Source organism: Citrobacter sp. FP75, from assembly GCF_018342065.1.
GTDB lineage: Bacteria > Pseudomonadota > Gammaproteobacteria > Enterobacterales > Enterobacteriaceae > Citrobacter.
In genome coordinates this window covers 274,398-288,365 of record NZ_JAFDOE010000002.1, presented here as the reverse complement: position 1 = coordinate 288,365, position 13,968 = coordinate 274,398, and the positions used below count along the sequence as shown (strand labels likewise).

Here is a 13,968-nt window from a genome sequence, read left to right as displayed (position 1 = left end):
CCCTCAAACGTTATTCTTTGAGGACACAACATGAGCAACATTCTGATTATCAATGGTGCGAAAAAATTCGGCCATTCCAATGGTCAACTAAACGACACCCTGACCGAGGTCGCGGACGGTATCCTGCGCGACCTCGGGCATGATGTTAAAGTCGTACGCGCAGACAGCGATTATGACGTAGAAACAGAAGTGCAGAATTTTGTTTGGGCAGATACGGTTATCTGGCAAATGCCAGGCTGGTGGATGGGCGCGCCGTGGACGGTAAAAAAATACATCGATGATGTGTTCACCGCAGGGCACGGTACGCTATACGCCAGCGACGGCCGTACACGTTCAGACGCTGCTAAAAAATACGGCTCCGGCGGGTTAATTCAGGGCAAAAAATACATGCTGTCCCTGACCTGGAACGCACCGATGGAAGCCTTTACTGACAAAGACCAGTTCTTCCACGGCGTTGGCGTTGATGGCGTTTATCTCCCGTTCCATAAAGCAAACCAGTTTTTGGGCATGGAAGCGCTGCCGACCTTTATCACCAATGACGTGATTAAAATGCCGGATGTCCCGCGTTATATCGCAGAATATCGCAAGCATCTGACCGAGATTTTTGGTTAACTGGTTACCTGGAATTAGAAGGAGTTAACCATGCTTACCGTTATTGCAGAAATCCGTACACGTCCAGGTCAACATCACCGCCAGGCGGTACTGGATCAGTTTGCTAAAATCGTTCCAACCGTACTGAAAGAAGAAGGCTGCCACGGCTATGCGCCAATGGTGGATCATGCCGCAGGTGTGAGTTTTCAGACCACAGCGCCGGATTCAATCGTGATGATTGAACAGTGGGAGAGCATTGCGCACCTTGAAGCGCATTTGCAAACCCCGCATATGAAAGCTTACAGCGAAGCCGTGAAAGGTGATGTACTGGACATGAGCATTCGTATTCTGGAGTCTGGCATTTAAAATTGTCGATTTGCCGGATGAGGCGTTTACGCCACCATCCGGCATTTAACCGCCAATTACCCTTCGAGATCCGCCAGGTCGCCTTTCTCCTGCAGCCAGTTGCGGCGATCTTCAGAACGCTTCTTCGCCAGCAGCATATCCATCATGGCATTGGTACGCTGGTCGTCTTCGTCATCAATGATGAGTTGCACCAGTCGACGGGTGTTCGGATCCAGCGTGGTTTCGCGCAGCTGCATCGGGTTCATTTCACCCAGACCTTTAAAGCGCTGTACGTTCGGTTTGCCCTTCTTGCGCTTCAGCTGTTCCAGTACGCCCGCTTTCTCTTCTTCCGTTAGCGCGTAATACACCTCTTTGCCAAGGTCGATACGGTACAGCGGCGGCAGCGCCACGTAGACGTGTCCGTGTTTCACCAGCGTGCGGAAGTGCTTCACAAACAACGCACACAGCAGCGTGGCGATGTGCAGACCATCGGAGTCCGCATCAGCCAGGATACAGACCTTGCCATAGCGCAGCTGGCTTAGATCGTCGCTGTCAGGATCAATGCCGATCGCCACCGAAATATCGTGGACTTCCTGGGAAGCCAACACTTCATCGGAAGAGACTTCCCAGGTGTTAAGGATCTTACCCTTCAGCGGCATGATCGCCTGGTACTCACGATCGCGCGCCTGCTTGGCCGATCCGCCCGCCGAGTCACCTTCCACCAGGAACAGTTCGGTGCGGTTAAGATCCTGCGCGGTGCAGTCCGCCAGTTTACCCGGCAGTGCCGGACCGCTGGTGAGCTTTTTACGCACCACTTTTTTCGCCGCACGCAGACGACGCTGGGCGCTGGAAATCGCCATTTCCGCCAGCAGCTCTGCTGACTGCACGTTCTGGTTCAGCCACAGGCTGAAGGCATCTTTTACCACGCCAGAAACAAACGCCGCACACTGACGCGAAGACAGACGCTCTTTGGTCTGACCGGCAAACTGCGGGTCCTGCATCTTCACGGACAAAACGTAGGCACAGCGATCCCAGATATCTTCAGCGGACAGCTTCACGCCGCGCGGCAGGATATTGCGGTATTCGCAGAACTCACGCATCGCATCCAACAGGCCCTGACGCAGGCCGTTGACGTGCGTACCGCCCTGCATAGTCGGGATCAGGTTGACGTAGCTTTCGGTCAGCAATTCACCGCCTTCCGGCAGCCACAGCAGCGCCCAATCCACCGCTTCCGTATCACCGGAGAAAGTCCCCACAAACGGTTTTTCCGGCAGTAACGGCAGACCGTTCACCGCTTCGCTCAGGTAGTCCGTCAGGCCATCGGCGTAGCGCCAGGTCTGTTCGGTATCGTTGACCTTATCCTTGAAGATGATTTCAACGCCCGGGCAGAGCACGGCTTTGGCTTTCAGCAGATGGCTCAGGCGAGAAGCGGAGAAACGCGGGCTGTCGAAAAAGCTTTCATCCGGCCAGAAGTGCACGCTGGTCCCGGTGTTGCGTTTACCGCAGGTGCCGGAAACGTGCAGATCTTCGACCTTTTCACCATGTTCGAAGGCGATACTGTGGATCTGGCCATCGCGACGAACGGCCACTTCAACACGCTTTGACAGGGCGTTAACCACGGAAATTCCCACGCCGTGCAAACCGCCGGAGAACTGGTAGTTTTTGTTAGAAAACTTCCCCCCGGCGTGCAAACGACAAAGGATCAGCTCAATAGCCGGGACGCCCTCTTCCGGGTGGATATCAACGGGCATGCCGCGTCCGTCATCAATGACTTCCAGTGATTGATCGGCATGGAGGATCACCTCGACACGTTTCGCGTGCCCGGCCAGCGCTTCGTCCACACTGTTATCAATAACTTCCTGGCCCATATGGTTTGGGCGAGTCGTATCTGTGTACATCCCCGGGCGGCGGCGAACCGGCTCAAGCCCAGTGAGTACCTCAATGGCATCAGCGTTATAAGTTTGCGTCATGGTTTAAATTAGCAATTCGAATTGATCGTCAGAAACTGTGCAGTCCAAGGAAATCGACAATCTGGTTGAAATAATCTTCGAAGCCCGTGAATGCGTGGTTTCCGCCCTCAATAACTGTTTGACGGCAGGAGGCGTAATACGCCACCGCCTGGCGGTAGTCCAACACTTCATCACCCGTTTGTTGCAGCAACCAGAGTAAATCCGGCGCTTCCAGCGGGTCAATCTGCATGACTTTAAGATCGTAAATATGGCGAGACTCTAGCACATATTGCTGACCCGTGTAGGGGTTCTCGTTTTGGCCAAGGTAGTCGACCAACAGTTCGTATGGCCGCACAGCAGGATTCACCACCACCGCAGGCAACATAAAACATTGCGACAGCCAGGTGGCGTAATAGCCTCCCAAAGAAGAACCCACGATCCCCAGCGATTCTCCGCCGTGCTCGAGGACGATAGATTCCAGCATCTCAGCCGCCTGGGCTGGATACGGTGGTAACTGCGGTACGATCATCTCAACGTGCGGGTGGTGCTCTGCCAGCCAGTTTTTCAGCAGGCACGCCTTCGCTGAGCGAGGGGAGCTGTTAAATCCGTGTAGATAGAGGAGCGTAGACATCAGTAGCCTTCTGAAGCGGTATCAGGGTGGAACCGATTTCCCGGTAGACGGCACACCTGTGTGTGCAGCGTACCATCAGCGAAAAGCTCCAGCGTACGCCAGCCCGGGCTAATGGTATCTAGCGTGAAGTTGGCGCAATGCGGCTTGAACTGCACGCATGTCGACGGCGTTGCCAGCAGGCGGCGACCGTTCCAGTCAAGATCCAGCTCCTGATGAATATGCCCGCACAGCAGGTACTTCACGCGCGGATAGTTCACCAGCACGTTGTCCAGCTCGGCGGCATTGCGCAGGCTGTGCTGATCGAGCCAGCTGCAGCCCGCAGGCAGTGGATGGTGATGCAAAAGCAGTAAGGTATTGCGTTCAGGCACATCGGCAAGTTTGCGCTCCAGCCATTCAAGCTGGAATTCGCTTAATTCTCCGTGGGGAACGCCAAAAACCTGGCTATCCAGCAGCAGAATTTGCCACTGTTCACCAATGAAGACGCGTTTAGCCGGAGAAATTCCGGCCTCCTGAAGAGCGCTGTACATTGCTGGCTGAAAATCATGATTACCTGGCAGCCAGACGCAAGGCGCACGAAAGCTTGCGATGCCCTCAGCAAAATGCTGATAAGCCGCAGCGGATTGATCCTGCGCCAGATCTCCAGTCGCCACGATCAGATCGTAGTCGGGCGACTCAGCATGTATAGCGTCCAGTACGGACTGGTAGCTGTCCCAGGTGTTCACACCCAGCAGCGTTTCATGCTTTTCGGCAAACAGGTGAGTGTCTGTAATTTGTAAGATCCTGACTCTGGCCTCACCAGCCAAAGGAAGGGTTAACAGGCTTTCCAAATGGTGTCCTTAGGTTTCACGACGCTAATAAACCGGAATCGCCATCGCTCCATGTGCTAAACAGTACCGTAACCAGTCGGCTAGAAACTGATTAATTTGATGCTTTTCGTCGCGTTGATGCAACTTTTTATTTGGATAATCATACCGCGCTTTGAAGCGAAAGATCTGCTGACTTGAACACACTTCAGCCACCCTCGCATCATGATACAGGCGTACGGTAAGCGATGGCAGGCTCCAGTAAGTGACAGCAGGCGCCGTCTGTTCGATCGCAACCAGCGTAGTGTATCGGGTCGATTCAACAATCGTTAACCGATATTGTGCGTTTGCCACCTGATAGCTCACTGTTTCGCCGGGCACGTCATTACGTGGCAACAGGCGGCGCAGTTGCGAAAAGTTGGTTTCGCACAGGCGCATCATTTCAGGGAAGTCAGGTGTGTAACGCTTCATTTTTTCCACTCAGTTTTTAACTCTTGATAGTGCAGTTGCAACCATTGCAGGGCAATGACAGAAGCCGCGTTGTCGATTTTTCCCTCTTCCACCCACTGATAAGCCTGTTCCCGGCTAACCACATGAACGCGAATGTCTTCGTTTTCATCCGCCAGACCGTGGATCCCGCTTGCGGTCGTGGCGTCCACTTCGCCTACCAAAATGGACAGGCGCTCGCTGGTGCCGCCGGGGCTTGCCAGATAGCTCAGAACCGGTTTGGTACGTTTAACCTCAAGTCCGGCTTCTTCCATCGCTTCACGGCGGGCAACGTCCTCAACGGTTTCACCCTCTTCGATCATCCCGGCCACCATTTCCAGCAGCCACGGGCTTTCGCTGGTATCAAATGCCGCAATGCGGATCTGCTCAACCAGCACAACTTCATCCCGCTCAGGGTCAAAGGGTAGCAAGACCGCCGCGTGTCCGCGCTCAAAAATTTCGCGCGTCACTTCATCACTCATCCCACCGTTAAACAAGCGGTGACGGAACCGATAAAGATCCAGTGAAAAAAAACCGCGGTATAGCGTTTCTCGTGCAATAATTTCTACATCATTTTTAGTGAAAGTCATTGGCAAGTTGTCTGGTTTACGCATTGTGCTGTCCTGATACCAATAGTGATTAAAATGTGAATTTCAAGGTCGTTTGACTGCTGTTTGAACGCCCTTGTGTTAAATTGATGCAAATTAACGCCGTATGGCACGTAACGCCAACTTTTTGAAGTGGCGGATTCTGCTAGAATCAACAATTATTTTTACCATTTGATCAGCGCTAAATACTGCTTCACAACAAGGAATGCAAATGAAGAAATTGCTCCCCATCCTTATCGGCCTGAGCCTGTCGGGGTTCAGTACTTTGAGCCAGGCAGAGAACCTGATGCAGGTTTATCAGCAAGCACGCCTGAGCAACCCGGAATTGCGTAAATCCGCCGCCGATCGCGATGCTGCATTCGAAAAAATTAACGAAGCGCGTAGCCCGTTACTGCCGCAACTGGGATTAGGTGCCGATTACACCTACAGCAATGGCTACCGTGATGCAAATGGCGTCAACTCCAATGCCACCAGCGCATCTCTGCAGTTAACTCAGTCCATTTTTGATATGTCAAAATGGCGTGCCCTGACGCTGCAAGAAAAATCAGCGGGCATCCAGGACGTGACGTATCAGACCGATCAGCAAACGCTGATCCTGAATACCGCCACGGCCTATTTTAACGTACTGAACGCGATTGACGTGCTGTCTTACACCCAGGCACAAAAAGATGCGGTGTATCGTCAGTTAGATCAGACCACTCAGCGTTTTAACGTTGGCCTGGTCGCCATCACTGACGTGCAGAACGCCCGTTCACAATACGATACCGTACTGGCGAACGAGGTTACCGCACGTAACAATCTGGATAACGCGGTAGAACAGCTGCGTCAGGTGACCGGTAACTACTACCCAGAACTGGCTTCGCTGAACGTCGATGGTTTTAAAACCAACAAACCGCAAGCGGTGAATGCGCTGCTGAAAGAAGCAGAGAACCGCAACCTGACGTTATTGCAGGCGCGTTTGAGTCAGGATCTGGCACGTGAACAGATTCGTCTGGCGCAGGACGGTCATTTACCAACGCTGAATTTAACCGCCTCTACCGGTGTTGCTGATACCTCTTACAGCGGGTCCAAAACCAACACCTCCCAGTATGATGACAGCAATATGGGCCAGAATAAAATTGGTCTGAACTTCTCGCTGCCGCTGTACCAGGGCGGGATGGTTAACTCGCAGGTGAAACAAGCGCAATACAACTTTGTTGGCGCGAGTGAACAGCTGGAAAGTGCGCACCGCAGCGTGGTACAGACCGTGCGTTCATCCTTCAATAACATTAATGCTTCCATCAGTAGCATTAACGCGTACAAACAAGCGGTTGTCTCTGCACAAAGCTCTTTGGACGCGATGGAAGCCGGTTATTCCGTCGGTACGCGTACCATCGTAGATGTGTTGGATGCCACCACCACGCTGTACAACGCCAAGCAGCAGTTGGCTAATGCGCGTTATACCTATCTTATCAATCAGTTAAACATCAAGTCTGCGCTTGGTACGCTGAATGAGCAGGATCTGGTAGCACTGAACAATACGCTGGGCAAACCGATTCCGACCGCGCCTGACACGGTCGCACCGGAAAACACACAGCAAGACGCTGCAGCGGACGGCTATACCGCGGGCAACGAAGCGGCAGTCGCTCAGCCGACGGCAGCACGTTCAACCAGCAGCAACGGTAACAATCCGTTCCGTAACTGATGCTGATGACGGGGCTTCGGCCCCGTCTGAACGTAAGACAACGTAAAGATCCGCCCCTTCTTCCGCATTCTCGCCTCTTCCCGCTTCAATTTCGACCAGTCATCCTCTATTCTGAGCAGTATTTACCACTGGGTCCTGGAAGACATAAATGAAACGGACAAAATCTATACATCACGCGTCGTTCCGCAAAAGCTGGAGCGCACGCCACCTGACTCCTGTCGCCCTGGCAGTCACCGCCGTTATTATGCTGGCGGGCTGTGAACAGAGCGACGAAACGGTATCGCTTTACCAAAATGCGGACGACTGCTCGACGGCGAATCCGGGTAAAAGCGCCGAATGTACGACCGCATTTAACAACGCGCTGAAAGAAGCTGAACGCACCGCGCCGAAATACGCCACCCGCGAAGACTGTATCGCTGAATTCGGCGAAGGCCAGTGCCAGCAGGCACCTGCACAGGCAGGTATGGCGCCGACTGGTGAAGGCCAGGCTCAGGCGCAGAATCAAAGCAGCGGCAGCTTCTGGATGCCGCTGATGGCAGGCTATATGATGGGCCGTATGATGGGCGGCGGAATGGGTGCTCAGCAACCGCTGTTCAGCTCGAAAAACCCGGCCAGCCCGGCTTACGGCAAATATACGGATGCAGGCGGTAAAAACTACGGCGCAGCGACGCCTGGCCGTACGATGACCGTGCCGAAAACGGCAATGGCACCGAAACCGGCGACCACCTCTACCGTAACCCGCGGCGGATTTGGTGAATCTGTGGCTAAACAGAGCACCATGCAGCGTAGCGCAAGCGGCACTACCACGCGTTCAATGGGCGGCTGATCCACATGGAAAGAGTCAGTATTGTTGAGCGCCCGGACTGGCGCGAGAAAGCCACCGAATACGGCTTCAACTTTCACACCATGTATGGCGAGCCGTACTGGTGTGAAGACGCCTACTACAAGCTCACGCTTGCTCAGGTCGAAAAGCTGGAAGACGTCACCGCAGAGCTGCATCAGATGTGCCTCAAGGTGGTTGAAAAGGTCATCGCCAGCGATGACCTGATGACCAAGTTTCGTATTCCCAAGCACACCTGGGGCTTTGTCCGCCAGTCCTGGCAGACACAGCAACCTTCGCTTTATTCCCGCCTCGATCTGGCGTGGGATGGCACCGGTGAACCCAAGCTGCTCGAAAACAACGCCGATACGCCAACCTCGCTGTACGAAGCCGCGTTTTTCCAGTGGATCTGGCTGGAAGATCAGCTCAATGCTGGCAACCTGCCGGAAGGCAGCGATCAGTTCAACAGCCTGCAGGAAAAGTTGATTGAACGCTTCACCGCGCTGCGTGAACAGTATGGTTTTCAGCTGCTACATCTGACCTGCTGTCGAGATACCGTTGAAGATCGCGGCACTATTCAGTATCTGCAGGATTGCGCTGCAGAGGCGGAAATCGCTACCGAATTCCTCTATGTCGAAGATATTGGCCTCGGCGAAAAAGGTCAGTTTACGGACTTAGAAGATCAGGTGATTGCCAACCTGTTTAAGCTCTATCCGTGGGAATTTATGCTGCGCGAAATGTTCTCCACCAAGCTGGAAGATGCTGGCGTTCGCTGGCTGGAACCGGCCTGGAAGAGCATTATCTCCAACAAAGCGCTGTTACCGCTGCTATGGGAAATGTTCCCGAACCATCCGAACCTGCTGCCGGCGTACTTCGCCGAAGACGACTATCCGCAGATGGAAAAATTCGTCGTCAAGCCAATCTTCTCGCGTGAAGGCGCTAACGTGTCGATCGTTGAGAACGGTAAAACGATCGAAGCGGTGGAAGGCCCGTATGGTGAAGAAGGAATGATCGTGCAGCAATTCCATCAGCTACCGAAGTTTGGCGACAGCTACGTGCTGATCGGCAGTTGGCTGATTAACGATCAACCTGCCGGGATCGGCATTCGCGAAGACAGAGCGCTGATCACTCAGGATCTTTCCCGCTTTTATCCGCATATTTTTGTCGAATAATTCGTTGTGCCCGGTATCGCTAATGCTTACCGGGCCTACGTTTTTATCCCACCTGTACCGACAACATACTCAAGCTACCCATCTCAATCCCGTTCACAGGGATCGTCACCGGTTCTTTGCCATCCCATGCCCCTAACACGTACAGCAGCGGCAGGTAGTGATCTGCCGTTGGATTCGACAGCGCTCCACCTTCATGATCCATATAATTAACCAGCGGATGCTGTTCAACCGGGCCCTGCCATGTCAGGTTATTCTTCACATAATCATTGAATGAAGTCGCCCACGGATACGGGGTATTCTCACCGTGCCAGCGTGCTGTACGCAGGTTATGCACCACGTTACCGCTGGCCACCAGCATAATACCTTCGTCGCGCAGCGCCGCCAGTTTACGACCCATTTCGAAATGCCAGGCCGCAGGCTTCGTGCTATCAATGCTTAACTGTACCATCGGAATATCGGCATTCGGGTACATTTTAATCAGTACACCCCACGAACCGTGGTCAAATCCCCAGGCTTCCTTGTCTAAAGTGACGGGCACAGGAGCAAGCAAATCCACCAAATGCTGCGCCAGTTCTGGCGAGCCCGGGGCCGGGTAATGTGTGTCATACAGCGCCTGCGGAAAACCACCAAAGTCATGAATCGTTTTCGGTGCTTCCATCGCGGTTACGCCAGTGCCGCGCGTAAACCAGTGCGCCGAAACCACAACGATGGCTTTCGGGCGTGGCAACGTTTCCCCCAGTTGCTGCCAGGCACGGGTATAAACGTTATCTTCCAGAACATTCATCGGGCTGCCGTGGCCCAAAAACAATGCTGGCATACGAGTTGAAGACATGATGATATCCTTACTGAGGGAGTCATTTTGATATCACCACAATACGCTTTTTCGGTTGATGAAGAACTCAGATAACCATGATGAAGATCATCAGTTATTTTGACGATCCGGCCCGGACAGCAGATTGATAAGGAGTTTGATTTGTCGATGTCTGTACCTTTACTTCTGACTTTACTGGCAGGCGCCGCCACGTTTATCGGCGCATTTCTCGGCGTGCTGGGACAAAAACCCTCTAACCGCGTACTCGCCTTTTCTCTGGGTTTCGCCGCGGGCATTATGCTACTTATCTCCCTGATGGAGATGCTGCCCGCCGCACTGGCCGCAGAAGGGATGTCACCCGTGCTCGGTTACGGGATGTTTATCGTGGGTTTACTGGGCTATTTTGGTCTGGATCGTTTGTTGCCGCACGCACACCCTCAGGATCTGGTACAAAAAACAACACAGCCTTTACCGGGGTCGATTAAACGCACCGCAATTTTACTCACGCTTGGCATTAGCCTGCACAATTTTCCGGAAGGGATCGCGACGTTTGTTACCGCCAGCAGCAACCTCGAACTGGGTTTTGGTATTGCCCTCGCTGTCGCATTGCATAATATTCCTGAAGGGTTAGCCGTTGCCGGACCAGTGTATGCAGCAACCGGCTCCAAACGTACGGCGATATTCTGGGCCGGTATCTCCGGTATGGCTGAAATACTCGGTGGGGTACTGGCATGGTTAATTCTGGGGAGTTTGATTTCGCCGGTGGTAATGGCGGCGATAATGGCGGCGGTCGCCGGAATTATGGTGGCGCTGTCCGTCGATGAACTGATGCCGTTGGCAAAAGAGATCGATCCTAATAATAACCCCAGCTATGGTGTGCTGTGTGGAATGTCGGTGATGGGGCTTAGCCTTGTCATCCTGCAGTCCATGGGCATTGGATAATACAGATGGCGGATGCCCTGCAGACTATCCGCCTCTACCACAGCAAAACGACAGGGGTTATTCCTGTTCCCTGACCGTGCCGTCGTCTTCACGCGTGCGACGAAAGAGTTTATTACGCGCCTCAAGCAATGCATCTCTGTCTTGTCGAAACGCTCGGCAGTAACGCTTCATATGGCAATAATAACCCACCGCAACCAGTGCAATTAATACCATCCAATACCAGGCAATAAACATTCTTTTACCCTTAAAATTTAACATCATTAAACATTTAACGTTAAAAATTCACATAACCTTATTTCAACCTACCACTATAGTGGCACAACACAGAAACAAACATATGATTTCGATCATATAAATCAACAGATAAAGCCAATAGTAAAACGTGTATTAAAAATAAAACAATGTCGAAAGGATCACACTCCAGAATAATAATTATTGTTCTGCAAATATCCCCACTCTACTATCAAAAAGCCTTAAAAATATCGACCATTGATAATTTATATATTTCAAAGAAATTAATATATTTAACTCCAACAACTTTTTAAACGATATCATTCAATTATTATTCACGGAAAATATATTTTACTCACAGGAATTATATTTATAAGTAATATAAGGAGATATATCCATGTTTAAACAATACCGTAAAACACTCCTCGCTGGTACTATCGCTCTGACATGCGGATTAACCTCCGTCAATTCTTTTGCCGCAGGTTTTCAACCCGCTCAACCTGCGGGAAAACTAGGGGCGATTGTGGTTGACCCTTATGGAAATGCCCCACTTACCGCTCTGGTTGAATTAGACAGCCACGTCATTTCAGATGTTAAAGTCACCGTTCATGGCAAAGGCGAAAAAGGCGTTCCTGTTACTTATACCGTTGGCAAAGAATCGTTAGCAACCTATGACGGCGTACCTATTTTTGGTCTTTATCAAAAATTTGCCAATAAGGTCACCGTTGAATATAAAGAAAATGGCAAGATGGTGAAGGATGATTATGTGGTGCAAACATCCGCCATCGTTAATCACTACATGGATAACCGCTCTATTTCTGATTTACAGCAAACTAAAGTTATTAAGGTCGCGCCGGGCTTTGAGGACCGCCTGTACCTGGTGAATACCCATACTTTCACTCCTCAAGGTGCAGAGTTCCACTGGCATGGAGAAAAAGACAAGAATGCTGGAATTCTTGATGCCGGCCCAGCCGGAGGCGCACTGCCCTTTGACATAGCGCCCTTCACTTTTGTCGTCGATACAGAAGGTGAGTATCGCTGGTGGCTGGATCAGGATACCTTCTATGACGGCCATGACATGGATATCAACAAGCGCGGTTACCTGATGGGCATTCGGGAGACGCCACGAGGAACCTTCACCGCCGTACAGGGCCAGCACTGGTATGAATTTGATCTAATGGGACAAATCCTCGCTGACCATAAGCTACCGCGCGGGTTCCTGGATGCATCACATGAATCGATTGAAACGGTCAACGACACCGTCCTGCTGCGGGTCGGTAAACGCGACTACCGTAAAGAAGATGGCATCCATGTACAAACCATCCGTGACCAGATTATTGAAGTCGACAGATCCGGCCGCGTTGTTGACGTCTGGGACCTGACAAAAATTCTCGACCCGATGCGGGATGCTCTGCTGGGTGCGTTAGATGCAGGTGCAGTCTGTGTCAACGTTGACCTCGCACATGCCGGTCAGCAGGCTAAGCTGGAGCCGGATACACCTTACGGTGACGCTCTCGGCGTCGGCGCGGGCCGAAACTGGGCACACGTCAACTCTATCGCCTATGATGCAAAAGATGATTCCATCATCATCTCCTCCCGGCATCAGGGCGTTGTCAAAATTGGTCGTGATAAGCAGGTAAAATGGATCCTTGCCCCGTCGAAAGGCTGGAATAAACAACTGGCAAGCAAGTTATTGAAGCCGGTCGACGAAAAAGGAAACGCCCTGACATGCGACGAAAACGGCAAATGCGATAATACCGATTTCGATTTCACCTACACCCAACACACCGCATGGCTCTCCAGCAAAGGGACACTCACTATCTTTGATAATGGCGATGGCCGTGGACTTGAGCAGCCCGCTCTACCAACCATGAAATATTCCCGATTTGTCGAATATAAAGTCGATGAGAAGAAAGGGACGGTTCAGCAAATCTGGGAGTACGGTAAAGAGCGTGGTTATGATTTCTACAGTCCTATTACTTCAGTCATAGAATACCAAAAAGATCGCAATACCATGTTTGGTTTTAGTGGCTCGATCCACTTATTCGACGTCGGTCAACCTACTGTTGGGAAACTAAACGAAATCGACTACAAAACGAAAGAAGTTAAAGTCGAAATTGATGTGCTTTCTGATAAACCCAACCAGACACACTACCGTGCATTATTGGTGCACCCACAGCAAATGTTTAAATAACAGCATTATATTAAGGATTAATTATGTCAGCTAAATGGATTACCTCATTATTTAAAGGTGTGGTGTTGACCGCCGCGCTCGCAACCCCCTTCACCGCCTCGGCCTTTACGGAGGGGACAGATTACATGGTTCTGGAAAAACCGATTCCCAATGCTGATAAAACATTAATTAAAGTGTTCAGCTACTCCTGCCCGTTTTGTTACAAATATGACAAAGCGGTGACCGGTCCTGTATCCGAGAAAGTCGCAGACCTTGTGACCTTCACGCCTTTTCATCTGGAGACCAAAGGAGAATATGGTAAACAAGGTAGCGAAGTGTTTGCTGTATTGATTGCTAAAGATAAAGCGGCGGGCATTTCATTGTTTGACGCTAAATCACAGTTCAAAAAAGCGAAATTTGCTTACTACTCGGCTTATCACGACAAAAAAGAACGTTGGTCAGATGGCAAAGACTCGGCCGCATTTATCAAAACGGGATTGGATGCCGTGGGTATGAGTCAGGCTGATTTTGAATCCGCGCTGCAAGAACCCGAAGTTCAGGACACACTGAAAAAATGGAAAGCGGCCTATGATGTCGCCAAAATTCAGGGCGTTCCGGCTTATGTTGTCAATGGCAAATACCTAATCTACACCAAGAGCATCAAATCCATTGATTCTATGGCGGCGCTCATCAGAGAACTGGCAACGAAATAAACAGGGATA

Annotated in this window: 15 protein-coding genes; 8 read left to right on the top strand and 7 right to left on the bottom strand. The window is 51.4% G+C overall.

Annotation, left to right across the window (positions count from 1 at the left end; all coding sequences use genetic code 11):
• The first annotated feature begins 30 nt into the window (after nt 1-30).
• Nucleotides 31-612 carry an NAD(P)H-dependent oxidoreductase gene (locus JQ822_RS09040; RefSeq protein WP_213133191.1) on the top strand — a complete coding sequence of 194 codons (582 nt, stop codon included), beginning with the start codon at nt 31-33 and terminating at the stop codon, nt 610-612.
• A 30-nt stretch (nt 613-642) separates the two neighbouring features.
• On the top strand, nt 643-957 hold the full coding sequence (locus JQ822_RS09035) for a putative quinol monooxygenase (protein WP_096755653.1): 315 nt from the start codon (nt 643-645) through the stop codon (nt 955-957).
• Nucleotides 958-1,013: 56 nt separating this feature from the next.
• Here JQ822_RS09035 and parE read toward each other — a convergent pair whose 3' ends face one another.
• From parE to nudF, 5 genes are read right to left on the bottom strand one after another with little or no spacing between them, the layout of a single operon-like run.
• Nucleotides 1,014-2,906: a DNA topoisomerase IV subunit B gene (gene parE / locus JQ822_RS09030; RefSeq protein WP_096755648.1), complete on the bottom strand. Its 1,893-nt coding sequence runs from the start codon at nt 2,904-2,906 to the stop codon at nt 1,014-1,016.
• Between the two features lie 28 nt (nt 2,907-2,934).
• Nucleotides 2,935-3,516, bottom strand: coding sequence for an esterase YqiA (gene yqiA, locus JQ822_RS09025; RefSeq protein ID WP_213133190.1), 582 nt, complete (start codon nt 3,514-3,516; stop codon nt 2,935-2,937).
• Nucleotides 3,516-4,343, bottom strand: a complete 828-nt coding sequence (cpdA, locus tag JQ822_RS09020; RefSeq protein WP_213133189.1) for a 3',5'-cyclic-AMP phosphodiesterase — start codon at nt 4,341-4,343, stop codon at nt 3,516-3,518. Before cpdA ends, yqiA begins: the two co-directional genes overlap by 1 nt.
• Nucleotides 4,344-4,367: 24 nt before the next feature.
• Nucleotides 4,368-4,790 carry a DUF1249 family protein gene (locus tag JQ822_RS09015; protein WP_213133540.1) on the bottom strand — a complete coding sequence of 141 codons (423 nt, stop codon included), beginning with the start codon at nt 4,788-4,790 and terminating at the stop codon, nt 4,368-4,370.
• On the bottom strand, nt 4,787-5,419 hold the full coding sequence (nudF, locus tag JQ822_RS09010) for an ADP-ribose diphosphatase (protein WP_213133188.1): 633 nt from the start codon (nt 5,417-5,419) through the stop codon (nt 4,787-4,789). Before nudF ends, JQ822_RS09015 begins: the two co-directional genes overlap by 4 nt.
• A 199-nt stretch (nt 5,420-5,618) precedes the next feature.
• On the opposite strand from nudF, the gene tolC reads away from it, so the two are divergent.
• The 3 genes from tolC (at nt 5,619) to JQ822_RS08995 (ending at nt 9,089) form a co-directional block, all read left to right on the top strand.
• Nucleotides 5,619-7,097 carry an outer membrane channel protein TolC gene (gene tolC / locus JQ822_RS09005; RefSeq protein ID WP_213133187.1) on the top strand — a complete coding sequence of 493 codons (1,479 nt, stop codon included), beginning with the start codon at nt 5,619-5,621 and terminating at the stop codon, nt 7,095-7,097.
• Between the two features lie 148 nt (nt 7,098-7,245).
• Nucleotides 7,246-7,923 carry a DUF1190 family protein gene (locus JQ822_RS09000; RefSeq protein WP_115257469.1) on the top strand — a complete coding sequence of 226 codons (678 nt, stop codon included), beginning with the start codon at nt 7,246-7,248 and terminating at the stop codon, nt 7,921-7,923.
• Nucleotides 7,924-7,928: 5 nt separating this feature from the next.
• Nucleotides 7,929-9,089, top strand: a complete 1,161-nt coding sequence (locus tag JQ822_RS08995) for a glutathionylspermidine synthase family protein (protein ID WP_213133186.1) — start codon at nt 7,929-7,931, stop codon at nt 9,087-9,089.
• A 43-nt stretch (nt 9,090-9,132) separates the two neighbouring features.
• Here JQ822_RS08995 and ygiD read toward each other — a convergent pair whose 3' ends face one another.
• Complete coding sequence (ygiD, locus tag JQ822_RS08990) at nt 9,133-9,921, bottom strand: 4,5-DOPA-extradiol-dioxygenase (protein ID WP_213133185.1); 789 nt, start codon at nt 9,919-9,921, stop codon at nt 9,133-9,135.
• 147 nt (nt 9,922-10,068) lie between these two features.
• Here ygiD and zupT point away from each other — a divergent pair, with 147 nt between their 5' ends.
• Nucleotides 10,069-10,842: a zinc transporter ZupT gene (gene zupT, locus JQ822_RS08985; RefSeq protein ID WP_003024600.1), complete on the top strand. Its 774-nt coding sequence runs from the start codon at nt 10,069-10,071 to the stop codon at nt 10,840-10,842.
• Nucleotides 10,843-10,899: 57 nt separating this feature from the next.
• Here the strand turns inward: zupT and JQ822_RS08980 are convergent, their stop codons facing one another.
• Complete coding sequence (locus JQ822_RS08980; RefSeq protein ID WP_213133184.1) at nt 10,900-11,076, bottom strand: hypothetical protein; 177 nt, start codon at nt 11,074-11,076, stop codon at nt 10,900-10,902.
• 394 nt (nt 11,077-11,470) lie between these two features.
• On the opposite strand from JQ822_RS08980, the gene JQ822_RS08975 reads away from it, so the two are divergent.
• Complete coding sequence (locus JQ822_RS08975; RefSeq protein WP_213133183.1) at nt 11,471-13,267, top strand: aryl-sulfate sulfotransferase; 1,797 nt, start codon at nt 11,471-11,473, stop codon at nt 13,265-13,267.
• A gap of 23 nt (nt 13,268-13,290) precedes the next feature.
• Nucleotides 13,291-13,959 (top strand): thiol:disulfide interchange protein DsbA/DsbL, encoded by a 669-nt coding sequence (locus JQ822_RS08970; RefSeq protein ID WP_213133182.1) that lies wholly within the window; start codon nt 13,291-13,293, stop codon nt 13,957-13,959.
• The last annotated feature ends 9 nt before the right edge of the window (nt 13,960-13,968 follow it).